The organism is Salinisphaera sp., assembly GCF_035690525.1.
Taxonomy (GTDB): domain Bacteria; phylum Pseudomonadota; class Gammaproteobacteria; order Nevskiales; family Salinisphaeraceae; genus Salinisphaera.
Genome location: NZ_DASSKM010000112.1, coordinates 1 through 3168 on the forward strand (window position 1 = coordinate 1; position 3168 = coordinate 3168).

Consider the following 3168-nt stretch of genomic DNA (forward strand, 5'->3'; position numbering starts at 1 on the left):
CGACGCCACCAAATACCGGCGGTGCGGCGTATCGACCACTACGGGCAGGCCGCGGCGTAGATCGAGGATGGCGCGCTCGACGTGTTGCATGAAGCGGTCCTGTATCGATTCCGGGTGCTGGGCGATCATGCAACCTTGTCAGGCCGACGTGAATCCGCAGACGATGAGGTCTCCCCGGACCGTTTAAAGGCTGCATATGATGCCAGTTATCGAGACTAACTACGCTTGGCGGATCATTCGCGATGCGCGCGGCCGCGCGGCCGGGCTCCCGTGGCAAGTCGACGGGCGGCTGACTATCGAGCCGGACGGCGCCTGGTCCGCGCGCGGTGCGATCGGCGCCGAGGCCGCGCAGTTGTTCGACACGCTGCTGCCGGTGGCTTGCGGCCCGGCGGCCGGCGTGGTCGCGCAGCTCGGCCAGAGTCTGGACGGGCGCATCGCGACCGCGAGCGGCCATTCTCATTACGTCACCGGCGAGGCCAGCCGGATTCATCTGCATCGGTTGCGGGCGCTGGTCGACGCCGTGGTCGTGGGCGTCGGCACGGTCGCGGCCGACGATCCGCGGCTCACCGTGCGCCACGTCGAGGGCGACAATCCGGCGCGCGTCGTGCTCGACCCAAACGGCCGCGCGGCGCATACCGCCCGTGTGTTCCGCGATCGCGCCGCGCCGACCTGGCATGTGGTCGCCGATCGCGCGCTGGCCGCTCCGGGCGCCACCGCGCTAAAGCTGGATGCCGCGCCGGCCGGGCGGCTGCCGCGGATGCTGCTCGATGCCCTCGCCGAACGCGGGTTGCGCCGGGTGCTGGTCGAAGGCGGCGGCGTGACGATCTCGAAATTCATCGAGGCCGGCTGCGTGGACCGGCTGCATGCGGTGGTTGCGCCTATGCTGATCGGCTCCGGGCGCCCGGCGTTGGCGCTGGCCGAGATCGCGACCCTCGACCGCGCGATCCGTCCGGCGTGGCGTTCGTACGCGGTGGGGGATGATCGGCTCTACGATCTCGACCTGCGTCGCCGCGCCGCGCCCGAATCGGTTACGGCGACGGGCTGACTTCGTCCGCGGCCGCGGCATCGCGCTCGCCCAGCGGCCGCGGCGATCCTTTCGTGCTGTCCCGGCGCGTCTGGCGCTCCAACTCGCCGTTGATCCCGGCGCCCACGAGCACGAAAAAAGCGCTCAGCCAGAACCACGTCATCAGAATGACGATCGCCGCGGCCGAGCCGTAAGTCTTGTTGTAGCTGCCGAAATGGCCGATGTAGAAGCTAAACGCGATCGAGGCGAGCAGCCAGAGGACCGTCGCGAAGACAGCGCCCGGCGTCACCCATTGAAATTTGGGACGCCGGCGGCTGGGCGCCCAGGCGAGCAATACCGCGAGTGCGGCCGTCATCATCGCCAACACAATCAGCCACCGGACGACGCGAATAATGATCGTGAGCCAGCCGGGTAGCGCGATCTGATTGAGGTAGGCCGTCAGGCCGATGGCGCCGAGCATGAGGATAAAAAACACGATGCCGCTGAAGGTCAACAGCAGCGTAATGCCCTGGAGTTTGAAGAAACCGCGTTTTTCGATCTCGCCATAGGCAATGTTCAACGCGGAAATCATGGCGCCCGCGCCCTTGGAAGCGGAATACAGCGCAATCAGCACGCTGACGACGAGACTGATGCCCAACGTGGCGTGGTCGGTGCGCGTGAGCTGGGCTATTTGCGACTGAACGAGATGCAGCGCCGAGGCGGGAACGGCGCCTTGTAGCTGGTTCATCTGGCCGGCCACGTGCCGCGGCGAGGCGATCAGGCCGTAGATCGAGAGCAGCGCGACCAGGGCGGGAAAAAGCGATAGGAAGCTGTAGAACGCGACCCCCGCCGCCACCAGCGAAAGCGCGCGTTCACCGATCTGATCCTTGACCCGAAACAACGCGTCCCGCCAACCCCGCATCGGCATCTGGCGCGGTCGCGCTGCCTCGCGACCGCGCGCTTCGGTCTCGCCGGCGGTGGGATCGTCGACCATCGAGAATGCCCTTGTGCTGGAAAACCGGATGCTGGAAAACCGGCGGCTGATTCGTCGTCGGGGGCCATACCCGGAAAAGCCGCAGCGCCGCCCGGATCAGACGTCATCTAGCGTATTGATAACGCCCGGGCGCCAGGGCGCAAAATAGGTGTGATCACCTAGCGATCTTTCGGCCCATGCCCCGATCAAGTGGGCCCGAGCAATGGGTCAGCGCCCCGGCGAGCCCATGCGAGGTGCCGCGGGTTCGGCAGACCCAGTACGTCGACATGGCCGACGGTCAGCCGGGTACGGCCGGCGGCGATCGCGGCTGTACGGCGCGCGGCCCAGGCGGCGATCGCCGCGCGGCGCTTAGGGCGCTGACGCTGCGCCGCCGCGCGCCAGCCGTCGATTAGCGGATCGACGAGCAGCATGTCGCGCGCGTCCAGCCGCCAGTCGCTGGGCCGGGTGTCCACGCCGTAGCCGGCGTGCGCGAGCGCGTTGACGAGCGCGGCCGGCGCGGCGCCGCCCAGCGCCGGCCCGAACCCCTTGTCGCGACGCTGATCGGCGGCGACCGCGTGGCGTACGAGATCGTCCGCGGGATCGGGATCGTCGAACTCGATTCGACCATCGACGCTCATGGCCACGAGTACCGCCGCGCGGGTTGCCGCACAGGCCGCAACGAATCCCTCGATCCAGTCTAGGGAGACGAGATCGAGCAGCGCCGAGGCGGTCACCAGACCGGCGCCGGCCAGATGCGGCGCCAGCGGCTCGGCAAGATCGCATACGGCGCCGGCCACCCGATCGCCGGCGCGCGCCTCGGGCCGATTTTCGCCGAGCGCGGTCGCCAGCAGTCCGGCGTCGTGATCGAGCAGATGCCAGTCGACCGGTTCCGGCAGGCGCGCCGCCAAATGGCCGATCAGATAGCGCAGGTTCGAGCCGCCGCCGGCGCCGAGATCGACCACGGTATGCCGGGCGCCGCCACGACGGCGCAAATCGGCCGCCGCGAGCGCCGCGAGACCATGAGCCCGGCTGCGATGATCGACGCGCTCGCGCCGCGCGAGCCAGTCGCCGGCGAAGCGCGATCCCGGTGCGGGCGCGGTGTCGTTCATCGCATCGCGGCGCGTTCCAGCGCGGCCGCGAAACGCGCGCCAGCCTCGCTCCAGTCGGGCAGGGCGGCCGCGGCGCGCGCGGC

At 69.2% G+C, this 3168-nt stretch carries 3 protein-coding genes; 1 reads left to right on the forward strand and 2 read right to left on the reverse strand.

What is annotated here, in order from left to right; translation table 11 throughout:
* Nucleotides 1-196 precede the first annotated feature (196 nt).
* Complete coding sequence (locus tag VFJ08_RS08575) at nucleotides 197-1045, forward strand: RibD family protein (RefSeq protein WP_324996780.1); 849 nt, start codon at nucleotides 197-199, stop codon at nucleotides 1043-1045.
* Here VFJ08_RS08575 and VFJ08_RS08580 read toward each other — a convergent pair.
* Together VFJ08_RS08580 and VFJ08_RS08585 are read right to left on the reverse strand one after the other, a co-directional pair.
* Nucleotides 1029-1997, reverse strand: a complete 969-nt coding sequence (locus tag VFJ08_RS08580; protein ID WP_324996781.1) for a YihY/virulence factor BrkB family protein — start codon at nucleotides 1995-1997, stop codon at nucleotides 1029-1031. The genes VFJ08_RS08575 and VFJ08_RS08580 overlap by 17 nt on opposite strands.
* A 185-nt stretch (nucleotides 1998-2182) precedes the next feature.
* A complete protein-coding gene (locus VFJ08_RS08585) occupies nucleotides 2183-3085 on the reverse strand; it encodes a class I SAM-dependent methyltransferase (protein ID WP_349256978.1) in 903 nt (300 codons plus the stop codon).
* Between the last annotated feature and the right edge of the window lie 83 nt (nucleotides 3086-3168).